The organism is Rhizobium sp. 01N447_2 (genome assembly GCF_056399245.1).
On sequence record NZ_JBFTQY010000109.1, the window covers coordinates 1 to 16,504 of the forward strand.

Sequence of the window (16,504 nt, forward strand, 5' to 3'; positions counted from 1 at the left end):
TTTCCGAAGGACGACGATATTTCCAGAGGAAAAATGTTTATTGGCACCAATTCGCACGGCCCGTCTCGGCCTTGCGGTTGGCCCAGACGGTTTGCCGGAAACACGATATAATCGGCAGCGCAAACGGACGATTGGTAGTTGCAGCAACAATGTGGTCACGAGCTCGCGTTGAAATCAGCCCGGGCGAAAGTTGCGCTGATGTTTTGCTGGGGAAGGTGAATTATGATCAACGGTTCGCAATGTCGGGCGGCGCGCGCACTAATCGACTTCTCGCGCGAACGCCTCGCAATGTCCGCAGGTGTTAGCATCGAGAGCATCTTGCGTTTTGAGAGTAAACTCACGGAACCAACCGATGAGGAAGTGTCTGCCTTGCAAGCAGCGTTGGAACAGGCCGGCGCGGTCTTCATTTCTGACAACGGCCGCGGCATCGGTGTGCGTCTGAAATTTACGAGATCTGATGCTAAACGTATCGCCATATTGGAGAATGAAGGCGGGATAGTTGCACCTGACCGAGTGCCATAGGTACGCGATCGGCCCAGAAAAACGGCGTGATACATGCCGCGCGGCCGGTTTGTCCGGAAGCGTTGGAATTCGGTGCAATATAATTGCACTCAAAGGTCAATTCGTTATAGTGTCGGTTGCGTTACGCTCCGGAGAGTTAGCCGAACCTCCCTCAGCCAATGGGACCACGCAAGCGCGCTCCCGCACTCTCTGCACGCCTCGTGTGCCAGGAGCGTGACTGGACGTCATCGCTGGCGGTTTCTCTGTTAGGGAGCGGGCTGAGAATTCGAAAGGACGAGCGCATCAGTGCGACGCGGTGATTTACGTCGCGCACCGCAGCCGGTGTAGCCATGCCAGTGAGAGGCCTCTTATGAGCTCCAAGACAAATGATTCCCAAAAGCTTGACTTCGGCGTCGGCATCCCGACGAGCCAACTTGCCGACGGCGGCATGCTCGCCGGTCGTGCCGGCGACGAGCATGTGTTGCTTGCGCGCCGGGGCGAGGAAGTATTCGCCGTGGGATCGGTGTGCACTCACTACGGCGCGCCGTTGGATGGCGGACTCTTGGTGGAGGATACAGTTCGTTGCCCCTGGCATCATGCTTGCTTCAGTCTTCGCACCGGGGAGGCGCTCCGTGCACCAGCTTTTTCACCAATCCCGTGTTATGACGTCGAACAGGCTGACGGTCACATAAGGGTTCGGGCGCGGCGCGCCCCGGTGGCGCGTCGATCGCTTCCAGCCCGCTCCGGTCTGCCCGGGTCGATCGTGATCGTCGGCGGCGGCGCTGCCGGCCACGCGGCCGCTGAAACCCTGAGGAATGAGGGCTACGACGGGCGTGTGACCATGCTGAGCGCCGATGAGGCAGGCCCTTATGACCGACCCAATCTGTCGAAGGGTTATCTCGCGGGGACGGCGCCAGACAGTTCGAATCCGCTACGCTCACCTGAATTCTACCAGGCGCAGGACATCAATCTGAAGCTGCGGGCGCAGGTGAGCGTTATTGACGCAAAGGCGCGGCACGTAGAACTCACCGACGGGACCCGATATCCCTACGACGCCCTCCTGCTGGCCACAGGGGCAGATCCGGTGCGGCTAAACGCCGATGACGGACGCCCTCCTGTCCACCATTTGCGAACGCTTGCGGACGCCCACGCACTGACCGCCGAGGCAGTGGAGTCCCGTCGGGCCGTGGTGCTCGGCGCTGGCTTTATTGGTCTCGAAGTCACCGCTTCCCTCCGCGCTCGGGGTATCGCGGTGCATGTCGTCGGGCCCGGAGCAATCCCCATGCAACGGGTTCTCGGGGACGACCTCGGCCAGCACATCCAAGCGCTTCATGAAAGCCGTGGCGTAACCTTCCACCTCGGCACGACGGCAGCCGCGATCGGCGCGAATGGCGTCATGCTGAAGAATGGCGAGGTTCTCCAAGCCGACTTTGTCGTCGCAGGAATTGGCGTGCGCCCAAACCTAACATTGGCTCGGCAAGCCGGGTTGAAGCTCGATCGCGGAGTAATGGTCGATACATACCTGGAGACCAGTATCCCGAGGATTTTCGCCGCCGGCGACATCGCCCGATGGCCCGACCGACTTACCGGCGAGAACTTTCGAGTCGAACATTGGGTGGTTGCCGAGCGCCAGGGTCAGACCGCTGCCCGCAACATGCTCGGTCAACGCGAGCGATTTGATTGCGTACCGTTCTTTTGGACAGAACAGTACAATCTCAGTCTAGCCTACGTCGGTCATGCTGAAGGATGGGACGAGACGGAGATCGACGGGAATTTGGCAGAAAATGACTGCACGGTCACGTATCGACGCGGCGGCGAGAAGGTGGCCGCCGCCTTTGTTCATCGGGATTTGGCTGGAGTTCGCGCCGAACTTGAGTTCGAGCGGGCGATGGCCAATCGGATGTTACCCACGTAGAGACAGGAGATAGAAGCTAAAAGATGCTGCGGCACGCGACATCAAACGTTGGCATCTTCGCTGGAGACAGAGGCTTGTAGCAGCATTGCGCTGTCTTCTAGTTCGACCTGAGGCACGCGGCTCATCATCCTCATCTCTGGCGCGACCGGCTACCGCAGCGAAGATGACACAGCTCGACCTCATCCCTCCAGGCGTCATCGCGATTTAGGCTGAACCGTTCTTCGTCGACGTGTTGGATACTTCCTCGTCTATTGAAAAAGTAGCATCGATGGGCGACTTCAAGAAATTCCCTTAGAACGAACTACTATGAAGCGCGCGCTCCACGGCGCTCTCCGTTTCACCGCAATAATATTGCATCCATCGTACATTTAATTGCGTTTGCTATCTAGTTCTTGAGCTGCCAAGCTCAAATTCCTGACCGATATCAACCTTACTCCAATGGGAGCAATGTCCGATCAGGAAGACGTTGATTTGTTTAACAACGGTAAACATCCGCGTCTGCTCCGCCCGCAGCAGAACATCGATCCAAAGACGCACATTCCGGACTGGAAACGTCTTCGATTGTGAATCCGCGGGCGTGCCGTCATGACAAGCAGGAAGCAAATTATGTCTAACCCAGCGCCAGCCTTGGATCATCACAAGCCGAGGTTTCTCGTTAGGTGGTTTTTCTCGACCAACCATAAGGATATCGGGACGCTCTACCTATTATTTTCGATCCTGGCCGGCGTTCTCGGTACCGCACTTTCGGTATTGATCCGCATGGAGCTTCAGAAGCCGGGCCTGCAGATATTTGACGATCCGGGTGTCTATAACGTTGTTGTCAGCGCCCACGGGCTGGTCATGATCTTTTTCGTCCTCATGCCCGCGCTTATCGGTGGTTTCGGCAATTGGATGGTGCCAATCATGATCGGCGCGCCAGACATGGCTTTTCCACGCTTGAACAATGTCTCGTTTTGGCTGCTAGTGGCGTCGCTTATCCTTTTTATCACCTCAATATTCGTTCCAGGAGCGCCCGGCACGTTCGGCCATGGCGGGGGCTGGACGCTTTATCCACCCTATTCGACGGACGGCCAGCCCGGGCCCGCGGTCGATCTCGTCATCCTGTCGATCCACCTTGCAGGAGCTTCCTCGATTCTCGGCGCGATTAACCTCATCACGACCATCCTCAATATGCGTGCGCCTGGCATGACGCTGCACAAGATGCCTTTGTTCGCTTGGTCGATGCTGGTGACGGCTTTCATGCTTCTCATATCCCTGCCGGTGCTGGCAGGTGCGATCACAATGCTTCTGACCGACCGCAATTTCGGGACAACCTTCTTCGCGTCGTCAGGCGGCGGAGATCCGATCCTCTACCAACATCTGTTCTGGTTCTTCGGTCATCCCGAGGTTTACATCATGATCCTGCCTGGTTTCGGGATCATCAGCCATGTCATCTCGACGTTCGCCAGGAAGCCGATCTTCGGGTATCTCGGCATGGCCTATGCAATGGTGGCGATTGGCGCGATCGGCTTCGTCGTCTGGGCCCATCATATGTATACGTCTGGCTTATCTGTGGACACCCAGCGCTATTTCGCCTTCGCCTCGATGGTTATCGCTGTTCCGACTGGCGTTAAGGTGTTTTCATGGCTTGCAACCATGTGGGGCGGATCGATCGATTTCAAGACACCCATGCTCTGGGCTCTCGGCTTCGTTCTGCTCTTCACGATCGGAGGCGTCACCGGGATCATGGTTGCCAGCCCCGGCATCGATCGCATGTTTCACGACACTTACTTTGTGGTCGCTCACTTTCACTATGTGCTGTCGCTGGGTGCCGTCTTTGCCATTTTCGCCGGCTTCTATTACTGGTTTCCGAAGATGACCGGTTACATGTACAGCGAAACGCTCAGCAAGCTGCATTTTTGGCTGACATTGATAGGCGTCAATCTCGCCTTCTTCCCTCAGCATTTTCTCGGTTTGGCTGGCATGCCGCGGCGCTATGCCGACTATCCCGACGCGTTCGAGGGTTGGAATTTCGTGTCTTCGATCGGGTCGTACATTTCGGCGGTCGGGCTTATTATCTTCTTTATAACGGTCGCGGAGGCTTTCAGTCGAAAACGTCAGGCAGGGGCGAATCCATGGGGCGAAGGGGCAACGACGCTCGAGTGGCATTTGCCCTCGCCGCCGCCTTTCCATCAATGGGACCAGCTGCCGCGCATTCTTTAACGGTCTCTATGTGGGCCGTTCTTTTTCATACGTTATTCGGCCGGTCGCGATGAAACGCGCGGTGATCACCCTCTGAAAATTCTGAGTCGGGAGAAATTAAGCAGCGATTGCCAAGCACGGCGCTCCGCTCAATAAGGTTTCCAATTCCCGTAACGCTCCCTTATTGGAGTTCGACGCACGCTGAGCAAGATCAAGGCGGCCCCGGCCGCGATACTCGCGAGTGTCCCAACAAAGCTCGCTTCAAAGACGAACGGCGTGATGAATAGTGCGCACCCTAGAAGCACATTCAGGTACCGAGCCGGCCGCGCGACTTCCGCGGCGGCGATCGAAATTACGGTCAGAACAAGCGCGCCGATCACATGGTCCGCATCCGCCATGTTCCCTTCCGCACCGAGCGTCAGGCGCGTGAAAAGCAAGAACAGGCCGATCAACGCAGAAAGAGCCAGCGCCCATGGGAGACTGACACCGCCTCCAATCATACTCTTCAACACGGCCCCCGGGGAGCGGTCGAACTCGTCCTGGAAGGGTTGATCCGCCCCGCTCTCCGGCACATCGTCGGTGTCGCCAAAAAGGAGCACGCGCAGCCAGTTCCGGCCTGCTTTGATCCGGCGACGCATGAATTGCAGCGTCGCCAGCAGTTCGTCGAGCGAATAGGGAATCTGCACAAGGACTGCCGCCGCCCCGATCAGCGCGATGGTGCTCCACGTGCCGATGACAACCGGCTGAATGATAATGAACACGATCGAAGTGATACCGAGCGGTGCAATCATCAGGCCGAACAGCACGACCAGCCACGGCATCGTACGCCAGCGCATGCGCGAGCCGACGATACCAGTCAGAATCTCGAGCAGATAAGTGTAACCGCCGACGGCTGCGTCGGAGACCGGCCAGGCTTTCGAAACCGAGGAAGTGATAATCTCCTCGGTGCCGTTTTGCGGATCAGACGTCGAGCCAGCAAAAAATGGGTCCCATACCTCCGAAATATAGCCAAGCTGGTAACCGGCGAGATATCGCGAAACATATAGGCCAATCAGGGCCAGCACGATGATGGGCAAGCGCTGGGTCCAGGCGGACGGGTTGTAGCTCCACCCGGGGGGGACGCTCGGACCGGTCAGCGCGGCCACCGCCGAAGGACCGGGCTCGGGTTTGGTGCAGACCGCAAAGCCGAAGATCAGGGCCCCAACGAGCGTGTCTGAGAGATACGCTGTGGCGTTCGCCGTCGAAAACACGAACGGTACAGCCATGACCACAGCGCCGATGCCGGCGCAGAGCCAGCGCGCCCACAACGCGCGCCAAGACAACGCCAGCACGGCGCAAACGATGAGCGCGACGCCGAGTGCCATTTCGCTTCTGCGCAGAAGCGGCTCGGAAACGTCTATCAGCGCCGGCTGCGTGAGAAGCCAGGTGCCGAGGCCGATATTGACGAAATGCGCCCAGCGGCTTGCGCCGTGCTCGGCTTTGATCTGTGCTTTGCGCTGAACCCTCAAAAGTTCAGCGTTTTTTCCGGCACCCGCGGCCTCGCCGAACCACGCCGGAGGTGCGACGCGATTGGCGTCATACCAGTCGGCGGGGTCGGCCTTGAGAGTGGCGATGAGCCGAGGCAGTTCGTCGGTCAACCGATGTCGCGGCTCCCAGCCAAGCAGGTCGCGCGCGCGCCGAATATCGAGCGCGTAGTGGTCATCGGCCATGCCAACCATGAACGGCCTGATGAATGGTTCCTCACCCTGATCGATGACATCCGGTATCAGTGGCTCCAGCCTACCTTGCATCCACGCGCCCGCCGCGGCTAAGAACTTTGGCAAGCGCAGTGTTGGCCAATCGTCTTTGCCGTGAAGGTGATAGCCAAGTTTGTCCTGGAGAGCATCGTAGCCAATCGCATCTGGCTCCCCGATCAGGATCGCAGTTTCCTGCGGCAACTCTGCGCGGCGCTCGACGGCGCGTCGGAAGGCGTCGACCATATCTTCGCGATGCAGCATTGATTGGCCAACAAGGGTGCTGCCGGAATAGAAGTAGCTCTGGAATTCCCGCTCGTAAATTCGTGCAATTTGGTTGGCCACCGTCGGCACCATTGTGCGCTCATCGTAAACACCTGCCAGCCGCAGAATGACGTATGGGATTTTTCCGTGCTCGGCGCGGACCACTTCTTCGGCCGCGGCTTTTGATTTCGGGTATGCCCAGCGCGGATCAATCGGCTGGCGCTCGTCAATGCGCTCTCCGGGCCTGCACGGAGCGTGCACGAGCATGGTGCTTGCATAGACGAACTGCCCAACATCGAATCGTTGCAACGAGCTCAGAAGGCGACGAGTACCCTCGACGTTGACGGATTGGTAACGCGGGTCGTCTTCGCCGGAAAAGTCAAAGAAGGCAATGAGATGGATGACGCTGGCGATACGCTCGCCGAACATATCGCGGAACCTATAAAGGGCGAGCTCGACGGAAGCGTCAGATCTAATGTCGAATTCAAATACCGGGATGTCTGCATCATGTGCCATCCGATCGAGTGCAACGATGCGGTAATCCGGACCAAGTGCTCGAGCGATCGAACGTCCGAGGTTTCCGGTTCCACCGGTAATCAGAATAACGGGCCGTGTATCCGTGACTGTTGCAAAGGTGGAACCCGCTGACATGATGTTAAACCCTGATTTCGCTCCAGGCAAAGTTAAGTCGGCCTGACAACCGCGTCAGTACGATATGGAACTGTCTACCAGTCCGTGGTCTGCCACACAGTCACAAGCAGTCTCATCGTGCGGTGCGACTTTGTCGGACAGGAAGCGCCTGCAGTTTGACGACACGACGAGGGCGAATCCGGTAGGCAGCGCTTCGCCACAAGACGTCATTCGCTCAAGGCCTTAGACCGAGCGTATGGCATCTCATCCCTCAACAAAAACGATTTTAATGCGAATTTGAATACACCAATCTTGTTGCTAAGACTCCCTCGCTACCAAGGATTTCTGTCGCGTCGCCCACCTGCTAACGAACTCAGACCGGCGTGGCGAACGGTCGCGCGGCGCAGGTGGCAGCTGGTCGAATCCAACTCAAGTTCCTACATTCATAATTGGCCAGCCTGCACCGATCAGAGAGCAGAGCGGCAATAGGACCGGAGCGACGGTGGAGACTGCTGCAACTAAATTCGACCTGCCGAGCCGCGAAACACGCACAGGGTTGGAAGAGGCGCAACTTGACGCGCTGCTTGCGAGAATCCGTGCGTGTCGAGCGTGTGCTACGGAATTCGGACACGAACCACGCCCGGTGGTTCAGGTAACCACTGAGACGCGCCTCTTGATTTGCGGCCAGGCACCGGGACGACGCGTGCATGAGAGCGGTCTTCCATTCGATGATCCCTCGGGCGATCGCTTGCGCCAGTGGCTTGGGTTGGATCGCAATGCGTTCTATACAGACCCGCGAATTTGCGTGGCCCCTATGGCCTTTTGCTTCCCCGGGACCAATTCGAAAGGCGGCGACTACCCGCCACCGCCGCGCTGCGCCGCGCTCTGGCGACGGTCGCTTCTGGCGTGTCTTCCGAAAGTGGAACTGACGCTTCTGGTCGGCGGTTACGCTCAACGGTGGGCGTTGCAACACGCTTCGGGGCGTTCGATGACCGCGACCGTCCGCGCATGGCGCGTTCATGGTCCCGCAGTGATCCCGCTGCCTCATCCCTCGTGGCGCAGTACAGTCTGGCTGCGCCGCAACCCTTGGTTCGAGGAGGAGCTGGCTCCTCATCTACGCAACCGGATTGCTGCCATATTGGGCGGCGCTGCTACCCCTCACCAGCCGGCGTCATGATGACTCTATTGATCAACTCGGTGGTAGTCCTGGTGTTCCAACTCACCCGATTCCTAATCTCTAACCGCTTCGTCATCGCTCTGCCCGGAATGTACTCACCCGGATTGTCGGGCAGAGGAAAACGATTTTGCCGCACCGAAACTCTCTGAACTCAGATCTTTTTCAGTCGTGACCCCGCGGTCGTGCACACGCGGCACAAGTGATCAATGCGACATGACCCGATTCAACCGGTCATTTTCGAGCAGCGAGCGGGTGGCCCCACCGAAAATCCACTCCCTCAGTCTGCTGTGGCCGTAGCCGCCGGATATGATCAGGTCCGCATCCATTGCATCGGCCACATCGACGATCGTTCCACCGTCAGATTTTTCCGGAAATATCTCCACCTTCGCCTGTACGCCGTGGCGGGAAAGGAAGGCGACAACATCGTTCAGGCTGTTCCAAATCGCATCAGTGGCCTTTTCGTTGATCGTAAGGATGCGAACCTCCTGAGCTAGTCGCAGAAATGGCATGGCGTCGACAACAGCACGCCTGGCTTCACGCGTATTCTTCCACCCAACAATGACTTTGTTGAGCCGGATACTTTTCTGATCGGCCGCGGCGACGAATACAGGTCGTCCTGACTGAAGGATGAGATTGCCTAGATCAGGGGAGCGATGAACGTTGCCAGAAAAGACACTCTCGGGCGACGCGGTGACGATGAGATCGGCCGCAGACGCCACGTTGATCAGCAAACGGGTCGGATTGCCCACCGCACCACGCCATTCCGTCTCAACCGCTGTGCCAGCAAGACCTCCGAATTCCGCGCGAATGTCCTCAATCCGTCGTGCGATGTTCTGAAGCTGGCGCGTCATGCTTTCATCTACGAAGGTCGTCCCTCCTTCCATCACGATGGGCGGCGGAACATCGGCAGCCGAAAATCCAATCAAGACCGCATCGAACCGCCGGGCCAGCTCGACACCGAGCTTAATGACAGGGGCAACCATACCGTCGATGTTGAGATTGAGTACGATTGACTTGTAGGTCATTTGACTTCCGTCCATGAACGAGCAAGCGGCGCGGGGAGAGTGCGGATCCAAAGCGGGATATGCGCTAGTTTTGCCCTTTACTCGGCATCGCGCAAACGATTTTAATCACCGGTTTAGTGCAATTTTTGTGTAGCAAAGGGTGCCGCAACGGACGGAAATTTCGTTTTGCGACCGCCGAATATTAGAGACAGGCACCTCCGATTCATCGGCCGTCCGGGCGCTCTCCTCAGTTGTGAACTGTTGGCGACCGAAAGATGAACTGCCGTCGGACTGTTCTCGGCAGCCGGAATTGTCCGCGGCCGAGGAACAGGTCACACTTCTTTGGAACATCGAACCGCGTGAGACAAAAGCAGGCATGATCGGCCGCCTCGCAGCCCCGCAGCACAATATTGGACGTTGCAGCGATTGCCTCATTCAATGCACCCGACGAGCTTCGGCGCGGGGATTGCGTCAGCTGCGATGGTTGCTGAATTTGTCAACGATGCCATGTTGAGCGATCACAGGATCGCCTGCCCTGTCTTATCCCAGTCGGCGAGGAAGGATGCTAAACCCTTCTCTGTCAGCGGGTGTTTGGCAAGGTTTCTAAGCACCGCCGGCGGCACGGTCGCAATGTCTGCACCAGCCATCGCGGCCTCCTTCACATGCAGAGCCGTGCGAATTGAAGACGCCAGAATTTCCGTTTTCAAGGATTTATCGTTGTCGTAAATTGTACGGATTTCTCGGACGACCTCCATGCCATTCAACCCCAGATCATCGAGCCTTCCGACGAATGGGGAAATGAAGGTCGCGCCCGCTTTGGCTGCGAGCAGCGCCTGGTTGGCTGAAAAGCAGAGGGTAACGTTGACCGTCAGCCCGCGCGTGCTGAGTGCCCGGCATGCCATGAATCCATCCCACGTAGATGGCACCTTGACGGCGACGTTGGCCGCAATGCTCGCCAAGAGCTCTCCCTCGGCGATCATGCCTTCGATGTCTTTCGCCGTAACTTCAGCGGAAACCGGACCGTCTATTATTTGGCAGATTTCCTTGATCACATCCTTGAACKGTCGGCCGGTCTTTGCGATCAGCGAAGGATTTGTGGTCACTCCGTCGACAAAGCCCGCCGCGGCGAGCTCGCTGATTTCAGCAGTATCGGCTGTATCGATGAAAAACTTCATTGTCCTTCTCCTCAAGGTGAATACCTCCATCAGTTGATAAATGGAGTTCTTTATCCTGGTTCAGGGGCTGATATTACTCTCGCAGTCGTGATCACACATCCTATATGCTTTAAAACAACGGACAGCGAGGATCGAAGTCGATGACTAAACAAATCTCCGACAGAGTGAAATTGAAACGGGCTTACGAGACCCCGACCGCCGACGACGGCATCCGCGTGTTGGTTGATCGGCTGTGGCCGCGCGGGATCAAGAAGTCCGAAGCGGCGATCGATCACTGGTTGAAGGAGCTCGCGCCAAGCACCGATCTTCGGAAATGGTTCGGACATGATCCAGCCCGCTGGGTCGAATTCCGCCGGCGGTATATGGCGGAAATTGAAGAGCATGGTGACGAACTCGACCGATTGCGCGCGCTGATGGCGGAGGGCACGGTCACGCTCGTCTACTCGGCTCATGACGAGACGCATAACGACGCCGTCGTCCTTGAGGAGATGCTGCTGAAACACCGATAGAGAGATCATGTTCCAATTGTTTCCATGTCGTCCGCAGCATCGAGGACGCCGTGGATTTTGCTAAGGATTGCCAAGCTGAGTGATCCTCACATGCAGCGAAAACAAGCTGATGAAGATCGAAGATTTTTGTCTCTCCGATCGGTAATGCAAGCGTCAGCCCAACCAATTGAATGCAAGCCTATCATCTGCCAAGCAACAGACAAATGAATTTAAGAAACGGTTTAGTGCAGTTTTCATGATCTAAAACCGTTTCGCGCGCGAATGTCGCTGGATAGGAGCCGCCGGAAACATGTATTGACATTGTTCATTTACCTGGTGATTGTGGGCTCGAACTAGATTGTGAACCGTCGGGGTGCAACCTTACGGTCCTTCGACGCCTCAACCCAGTTCTTAGGTGTCGGTCAGAGTCTTTAAGACCAGTGCAACTGGACTGTACCTGGCGACGATGCCGAGAATGTTTGGCGAAGCGATGCCCTTCTTCCAGATCATCCTTGACCGCTACACGCTTTGCTGACGTGGCGCTGACGCTCCAGGGATTCTTCGATGGAGAGCTATGTTCCGGGTTCCGGCGTAGCACTCGGACGGCGGGTATAGGCGTCTGTTTAGGATCGGAGCCGCTTGGTCAGCTGACGAAGAAGGGAGAGCCCGCCCCGCATCGGCTGGAGGAGAGAGACATTCGTCACCCGCCAATGCTGGCGAGGCACCTCCGGACCGCCGCAGGTATTCTCGAATGGAGGTAAGCAATGAATAAATCAACTGACGATGAGCCGGTAACAAAGCAAATAAACTCGGAGGTCGATCAGGACAACAGTCTGTTGCCCATGTTGATAGGGGGCTTGTCATGATTGTCATCGGCGCGATCGTCGTAATGATGTTCGTTTAGCCATTCGCCATCGAACTGAAACGGCGGGAACGACAAACTATCGCGACCAAACATTCAACGGATGGTGTATTCCTCATTCGTCACATGAGGCGTGCGCCTGGCCAGCGCTCCATTTTTAATGCAATATTTTTGTGGTTAACCAAGAATAACTTCCGTTTGCATATCCTTGAAAAACAGCACAGATTGGTCGCTATCGACGGCTGACGATGATGCGCTGCGCGTTGCGCGTCCACCAGCAATGCGACATGCCGTCACAAGCACCGCGTTAGGTGTTATTCGCATCCGATACTTCGGCGGAGAAATGACCGGAGAATGATGTCCTGCAGCCAAAGACATCATCACAACAGATAGTGATCTCAGTCCCGCCGAAGAGATCTTGATGGCTCTCAATCTAGGAACAGGCAGGAGCGTCCCGATGCTCACCGATTTCAATCATTCACGGAAAAGCGAAGCGCAGCATTCAGGAGCGGCATGCCCTGCGCCGCATCACAGTAACTGCGATCTCGCGCTCAATCACAAAACGGTCGATCAGTGGGAGATTTCCATCCGCTCGGAAAGAGCCGATGCCTGGGTCCGCACGGAACTAAGTCAACCGTTCGGTCACTGTCTGGGCGGAAGGATCACCGTTGATGTCTTGAGCGCGGATCGATTTATCAAAAGCGCACGAGCTCAGGGTTTTCGTATCGAGTTTGTGGGGCCCGGCGGCAAAGATCTCCTGTAGGAGTGCAGCAAGTGTCCCAGCGGTTCGACGACACTGGAATGGTATCCCTCCTCTCCACCACCACGCCACCAGGTTTCTTCGCTGCCGATCATTAAGTGAGAGGAGGCATGCAGAAATTCCGTTGGAGGCAATCCCGTGACCGAGTCCATCAACCTCAATAATACTATCTACCTCGTTTCCTTGTTCCTGTTCTACTGGATGCTCGTGAACTTGGCTTCACAGAACTACAAAACGTCTAGCGACCTGAGCGAAACCAAAAAGCAACAGTTGGCACTGCGGGATGCAGAGAGCACACCTCTGACCCGGTCGGCACTAAACGTATTGCACGATATCGATCCGGACTTCACTGCCGAAGACTTCCTGAGCCATGCAGCGAACACCTATGAAATAGTGACTAAAGCTTTCATCGCTGGCGATCTTCAGACTTTGCGTCCGTTGCTGGACGCCACTGTACTCGTAACTTTCGAGCAGGAGATTGAATCGCGCCAAACACGGCGCGAGTTCTCGGAATTCATCCTGATCAGCGATCCCTCACCGACAATCTTGGGTGTCGCCGTTGAACCGGAGAGGGTCCACGTGACAGTGCTGTTCTCCCCCGAAGTGGTCCATTTTACCCGATCGAGCGAGAATACGATCATTGACGGGGACCCGAAGAAGGTCGTTCAGGTTCATCACACCTGGACGTTCTCGCGGCAACTTTCCAATCCTGACCAGCCGTGGCAGGTGCTGTCGACTGCCTGAAACCACGCGACGTTGAGGTCTAGCCTCTAGGCAATCAGTGACAGGCTCTGCGTAAGGTCGTCAATCAGGCCCTCTTCAGCCTCCAGCCCAACGGACATTCTCAACAATCCATCCGTGATGCCTGCCAGTCTCCGTGCTTCGACGCTCATCCCCGCATGTGTCATTGTTGACGGATGCGCAACGAGGCTTTCGACGCCTCCCAACGACTCAGCAAGCGTGAAAATACCGAGCGAAGCGACAAACGGTCGAACGGCTTCAATCCCACCTTTCAATTCAAAGCTTAGCATCGCACCCCAGCCTTTTTGCTGGCGTGCCGCGACGCCGTGTGTTGGATGAGAGGGCAGACCCGGATAGTGGACCGCGGAGACCGCCGGATGCTGGAGGAGAAAATCTGCTATGACCAACGCCGTGGACTGCTGCCGCTCAACCCGTGCAAACAGAGTTCGGATGCCACGCAAAGTTAGGTATGAATCAAATGGCGAACCCGTCGCGCCTGTTATGTTTGCCCAGGATCGTAGGGCCTCGACTTCAGACGGATCGGACGCAACGATTGCGCCGCCGACCACGTCTGAATGCCCATTGAGATATTTCGTTGTCGAATGGACGACGTAGTCCGCTCCAAGGCCCAGGGGCTGCTGAAGCGCGGGAGAGAGAAATGTGTTGTCAACCGCCACTTTGACGTTCCATCCTCCCGCGAGTTCGACGATCCCGCAGATGTCGACGACGCGCATGAGCGGGTTGCTGGGCGTCTCCACCCAAACTAGCGAGGGTTCTCTTTGAATTGCGCTTGTGAGGGCAGCGCTATCGCTTTGGTCAATGAAAACGACATCCAACTGATGGCGTTCCTTCAAGGCTGCAAGAAGACGGTAAGTTCCGCCATAACAATCATGTGGCGCGACCACGAGCCCACCGGCCGGCACGCGACTAAGAAGAAGATGGATCGCCGACATACCCGTGGGTGTGACCACAGCGCCTGAACCGCCCTCCAGCTTAGCAAGGGTATCAGCGAGAACATCGCGCGTCGGATTGGAGGTTCGAGTATATTCATAATCCTGCGACTGCTCAAATTTTGAGAAGGCGAAATTGCTGGACAGGTAAAGGGGGGGCGTGACCGCGCCAAACGCTTTGTCTGCAGCAATGCCATTGGCAACCGCAATTGTACGATATGACTTCGCTCTTGCCATTTCGCGTTTCCGATACGTTTGAATTTTGTCGTCGGCAGTTCGAAAGACTACCTGTATTTGAGTGCCGAACGCTCCGTTGCGAGGCACGTCCGAGGGCGATCTTTCTTTTCGAGCCGCCGACGCGTAAGCTGTAGGAGCTGAGTCAAGGAATAATACGCCGGAAGGCATGAGGTCTGGCAAAATGCCTCGGAGAGACGACGCGTTATTAGAGTCTCAGTGGACGACAAGGTATCATTTACCGGAGTTCTCCGGGAATTCCCTAGCAGCCCAATAGGGCGAGGTCTTGACTGACACTACCACTCAGCCGCTCTCGTCACTTTCGCCCTCTTCTGTTTTCTCAAAGATCAGCCAAGCGGTGCCCTTTGTTGCTATCCTAGTCCTGCGAGCGTCTTGAACTCGCTCTGCCTGTCGCTTGGAGTAAGGACCCATCGCCTGGGTCTTTTGCCCCCCGCGGCAAACTTGGCAGTACCACTCGTTGTTATCATCCGAATAGATATCCACCGAGGTTGAGGCCTGGTGTGGCTCATGCTCGGCAATCTCGTCGGTGAACTTTATTAACCTTGAGTAGTGCTTAGCAGGAGCAGATGGAGAGAGCACGGCAGAATCGAAATCGCGCGAGGACAACGTTGACATGGCACATCTCCTTTTTGCTTCGTTGTGTTATGGTCGCCGGCTAGTTTTCATTGCTCGGGCCAGAGCAGGCCAATCGTGCTGATGAGTTCAAAAGCCAATTCGACATCGCGTTCAAGTCTGCGGCACGAATGCCAATGCTTCTAGTTGATGTCACAGGCAGTTTGATGTCGTTATGCCTGGTAAGCAAATGAATTTACTCGTTCATTGTCTCCAATTTTATTGGTGCGAGAACCGGGCAACACTCCAGATCTTTGAGAACCTTGAACGTCGGCCAACGCGCTGCCGCGGTTGAGTGGACGGGTAACTGGTATCCGAACGAGCATTCCGTTGAAAAGGGCATCCGCACGGGGACAACTCCGAGCGGCGCGGGAGACAACGGAGCTGAAAGCCTGAAGACGACGGCGCTCGACGAGCTTCGGGCCGAGGTCGCCCGTGCGATACCCCTGCAGGACCACGCCGTTCTCTGGACAAGGCAATCGTGGCTGCGGGGCGCGACTTCAAGACTTCTGCGTTGACAAAGCACCCTCGCCCGCTGCGTCGACCTGCTCGCCGAAACGTAGCAGCCTCCGAACCGCCGTCGCTATCGCAGGGTGAGAACAGAATGCGGGGCAGTTGCTGGAGCAGGTCGCCAGCCATTGAAGTCTTCTGCGGGAATGCCGCGGAGCGTCGTTTGAGCGACAGATAAGGCAAGCGAAAAGAGCTTACCAAAAATGACTATTCGCTACAGGTTATGAATGTCCTGGCAAACGCCTCGGGCGCAAGCGGAGCTCTGTTATTTATGGCTTGAATGGGCTCCGATACCGCCGTTGTGCGATCAGAGTCGTCAGACAGCTACTTCAAGGGAACAAGGACCGAATAGACTTTATGACAGCAGGAACTTCCTCAGAATCGATCATCAGATCAATCTCACCGCTCTGACTATGCGCGATGGTGCGTGCCCTCCTTAGGAGGGCATTCGGATCGCCAGCGATGCGGCTCTTGGGGATGCCGTCCTGACGATGTTCGAAATCAAGCAATTTCTGCTATCTTTCGCTCGGAGTGGGAGTTGTTGCTATGTCGGCAGAGTGTTTAGTTCCGAACGAGTTTTATTGAGCGGGGCCTATCAAGGGAGGCGGCCGGCGAATGGTCCAGGTCTCTACGGTTTTCGGCGAAGAGCCTGATTATTGGACATTGACGGTGCCTGGGTCGGACCAGCACCACATGCCTGGCGACTTCGAAGTAATAGCCCGGGTCGAACCTCCCTCTGAATACTC

At 56.5% G+C, this 16,504-nt stretch carries 11 protein-coding genes and 1 pseudogene; 7 read left to right on the forward strand and 5 right to left on the reverse strand.

Annotation, left to right across the window (positions count from 1 at the left end; translation table 11 throughout):
* The first annotated feature begins 222 nt into the window (after nucleotides 1-222).
* The 3 genes and pseudogenes from AC1ECN_RS36065 to ctaD form a co-directional block, all read left to right on the forward strand.
* On the forward strand, nucleotides 223-522 hold the full coding sequence (locus tag AC1ECN_RS36065) for a helix-turn-helix domain-containing protein (protein WP_222334022.1): 300 nt from the start codon (nucleotides 223-225) through the stop codon (nucleotides 520-522).
* Between the two features lie 349 nt (nucleotides 523-871).
* A complete protein-coding gene (locus AC1ECN_RS36070) occupies nucleotides 872-2,416 on the forward strand; it encodes an FAD-dependent oxidoreductase (RefSeq protein WP_222334020.1) in 1,545 nt (514 codons plus the stop codon).
* Nucleotides 2,417-3,046: 630 nt separating this feature from the next.
* A pseudogene (gene ctaD, locus AC1ECN_RS36075) lies at nucleotides 3,047-4,618 on the forward strand (cytochrome c oxidase subunit I); the annotation flags it as partial.
* 128 nt (nucleotides 4,619-4,746) lie between these two features.
* Here the strand turns inward: ctaD and AC1ECN_RS36080 are convergent.
* Entirely contained in the window at nucleotides 4,747-7,245 is a 2,499-nt protein-coding gene (locus tag AC1ECN_RS36080) for an NAD-dependent epimerase/dehydratase family protein (RefSeq protein ID WP_222334018.1), read from the reverse strand.
* Between the two features lie 622 nt (nucleotides 7,246-7,867).
* Between AC1ECN_RS36080 and AC1ECN_RS36085 the strand changes: the two genes are divergently transcribed.
* Nucleotides 7,868-8,401 carry a uracil-DNA glycosylase family protein gene (locus AC1ECN_RS36085; protein ID WP_477955736.1) on the forward strand — a complete coding sequence of 178 codons (534 nt, stop codon included), beginning with the start codon at nucleotides 7,868-7,870 and terminating at the stop codon, nucleotides 8,399-8,401.
* A 203-nt stretch (nucleotides 8,402-8,604) separates the two neighbouring features.
* On the opposite strand, the gene AC1ECN_RS36090 is transcribed toward AC1ECN_RS36085, so the two are convergent.
* Complete coding sequence (locus AC1ECN_RS36090; protein ID WP_222334017.1) at nucleotides 8,605-9,426, reverse strand: universal stress protein; 822 nt, start codon at nucleotides 9,424-9,426, stop codon at nucleotides 8,605-8,607.
* Between the two features lie 497 nt (nucleotides 9,427-9,923).
* Nucleotides 9,924-10,580, reverse strand: a complete 657-nt coding sequence (gene fsa / locus AC1ECN_RS36095) for a fructose-6-phosphate aldolase (RefSeq protein ID WP_477955733.1) — start codon at nucleotides 10,578-10,580, stop codon at nucleotides 9,924-9,926.
* Nucleotides 10,581-10,720: 140 nt separating this feature from the next.
* Here fsa and AC1ECN_RS36100 point away from each other — a divergent pair, with 140 nt between their 5' ends.
* The 3 genes from AC1ECN_RS36100 (at nucleotide 10,721) to AC1ECN_RS36110 (ending at nucleotide 13,434) form a co-directional block, all read left to right on the forward strand.
* Nucleotides 10,721-11,089: a DUF488 domain-containing protein gene (locus tag AC1ECN_RS36100; protein WP_130685724.1), complete on the forward strand. Its 369-nt coding sequence runs from the start codon at nucleotides 10,721-10,723 to the stop codon at nucleotides 11,087-11,089.
* Nucleotides 11,090-12,387: 1,298 nt separating this feature from the next.
* Entirely contained in the window at nucleotides 12,388-12,693 is a 306-nt protein-coding gene (locus AC1ECN_RS36105) for a hypothetical protein (RefSeq protein WP_222334012.1), read from the forward strand.
* 135 nt (nucleotides 12,694-12,828) lie between these two features.
* Nucleotides 12,829-13,434 carry a Tim44/TimA family putative adaptor protein gene (locus AC1ECN_RS36110; protein ID WP_222318807.1) on the forward strand — a complete coding sequence of 202 codons (606 nt, stop codon included), beginning with the start codon at nucleotides 12,829-12,831 and terminating at the stop codon, nucleotides 13,432-13,434.
* A 26-nt stretch (nucleotides 13,435-13,460) separates the two neighbouring features.
* On the opposite strand, the gene metB is transcribed toward AC1ECN_RS36110, so the two are convergent.
* Together metB and AC1ECN_RS36120 are read right to left on the reverse strand one after the other, a co-directional pair.
* A complete protein-coding gene (gene metB / locus AC1ECN_RS36115; RefSeq protein WP_222334010.1) occupies nucleotides 13,461-14,618 on the reverse strand; it encodes a cystathionine gamma-synthase in 1,158 nt (385 codons plus the stop codon).
* Nucleotides 14,619-14,918: 300 nt separating this feature from the next.
* Nucleotides 14,919-15,251 carry a hypothetical protein gene (locus AC1ECN_RS36120; RefSeq protein WP_222334008.1) on the reverse strand — a complete coding sequence of 111 codons (333 nt, stop codon included), beginning with the start codon at nucleotides 15,249-15,251 and terminating at the stop codon, nucleotides 14,919-14,921.
* Between the last annotated feature and the right edge of the window lie 1,253 nt (nucleotides 15,252-16,504).

Bases quoted from the DNA above. Each gene is read 5' to 3' on its own strand.
- AC1ECN_RS36090 (WP_222334017.1), bottom strand. From the start codon at position 9,426: ATGACCTACAAGTCAATCGTACTCAATCTCAACATCGACGGTATGGTT.
- AC1ECN_RS36070 (WP_222334020.1), top strand. From the start codon at position 872: ATGAGCTCCAAGACAAATGATTCCCAAAAGCTTGACTTCGGCGTCGGC.
- AC1ECN_RS36100 (WP_130685724.1), top strand. From the start codon at position 10,721: ATGACTAAACAAATCTCCGACAGAGTGAAATTGAAACGGGCTTACGAG.
- AC1ECN_RS36080 (WP_222334018.1), bottom strand. From the start codon at position 7,245: ATGTCAGCGGGTTCCACCTTTGCAACAGTCACGGATACACGGCCCGTT.
- AC1ECN_RS36120 (WP_222334008.1), bottom strand. From the start codon at position 15,251: ATGTCAACGTTGTCCTCGCGCGATTTCGATTCTGCCGTGCTCTCTCCA.
- metB (WP_222334010.1), bottom strand. From the start codon at position 14,618: ATGGCAAGAGCGAAGTCATATCGTACAATTGCGGTTGCCAATGGCATT.
- AC1ECN_RS36065 (WP_222334022.1), top strand. From the start codon at position 223: ATGATCAACGGTTCGCAATGTCGGGCGGCGCGCGCACTAATCGACTTC.
- AC1ECN_RS36105 (WP_222334012.1), top strand. From the start codon at position 12,388: ATGCTCACCGATTTCAATCATTCACGGAAAAGCGAAGCGCAGCATTCA.